This window comes from Streptomyces sp. NPDC036815, from assembly GCF_055609205.1.
This window is the reverse complement of sequence record NZ_JBVJPW010000054.1, coordinates 1-1,211: the sequence shown is the minus strand read 5'-3', so window position 1 is coordinate 1,211 and position 1,211 is coordinate 1. Positions and strand designations below refer to the sequence as shown.

Below are 1,211 nucleotides of genomic sequence, written 5' to 3'. Positions count from 1 at the left end.
TGCCAGACCGGCAGGACGGGCAGCTGCTGAGCCACGATGTCCTGCAGCTCGCCGTACTGCTTGTCGGTCTTGGTGCGGTCGCTCTCCGTGGCGGTGTGCGGGATGATCTTCCCGGTGATGGCGTTGTTCTCGAAGCCGTTGCCGAGGACGTTGCCCTTGCCGAAGAACGGCTGGGTGAAGTTGTCGGCGTCCGGGTAGTCCGGCACCCAGCCCTTGACGTAGACGCCGTACTTGCCGGCCTCGATGTCCTTCTCGTACTGGTCGAAGCCGACGGACTTCACGTCGGCGTCGAACAGACCGGAGGCGTTGAGCTGCTTGGCGATGGCCTTCAGCTCCTGGTCCGTGGCCGGGCCGTAGCGCGAGGGGGTCGACCAGAGGGTGAGCTTGACCTTGCCGTTGATGCCGTCGCCGCGCAGTGCGGCGGACGCCTTCGCGCGCTGCGGGCGGGCGCCGTACGTGTCGAAGAACGCGGTGTTGTGGCCGCCGATGCCCGCCGGGACGATCGAGTAGAGCGGCGTCGCCGTGCCCTGGTAGACCTCGTCGACCAGGGCGTCCCGGTCCAGGAGGTAGGCGATGGCCTTGCGCACGCCGAGCTTGCCGGCCACCGGGTCCTTCGTGTTGAAGACCAGGTGCTGGACCTCGGCGCTGGTGCCCTCGACGATGTCGACGTCCTTGCTCCCCGAGGTGTCCTGCTCGATGTCCGCGATGTCCGCGGCGGCGAGTCCTCGGTAGGCCAGATCGATCTTGTCGTCCAGGAGGGCCTTCTTGAGGCCCTTCTGGTCGCCGTGGAAGAACTTGATGGCCACGCCCTCGTTCTTCACCTTGGCGGTGCCCCGGTAGTCGGAGTTGACGGAGAAGACCGCCTGCTCCTTGCCGAACGAGTCCAGCTTGTACGGGCCGGAGCCGACCGCCTTGCCGTCCTCGCGCAGCGCGTTCATGTCGTACTCGCGGTGGTCCACGATCGAGCCCGCGCCCGAAGCGATCTTGCTGGGGAAGGTCGCGTCGGAGTACTTCAGCTTGAAGACGACCGTCTTCGCGTTCGGGGTCTCCACCCGGCCGAGCATCGGGAACATGATCGCCGGACCGGCGTCGTCCTTGATGTGCCGCATGCGGTCGAAGGAGAACTTGACGTCCTTCGAGGTCAGCGCGTTGCCGTTGCTGAACTTCAGCCCGTCGCGCAGCTCGCACTTGAAGACCTTGGCCTTCTCGTC

1 protein-coding gene is annotated in these 1,211 nt (G+C 66.1%); it reads right to left on the bottom strand.

The genetic code is table 11. From position 1 onward, the window contains the following. Positions 1-1,211 (bottom strand): ABC transporter substrate-binding protein (locus tag ACZ69I_RS39000; RefSeq protein WP_470837262.1); only part of this gene is annotated, 1,211 nt, incomplete at both ends.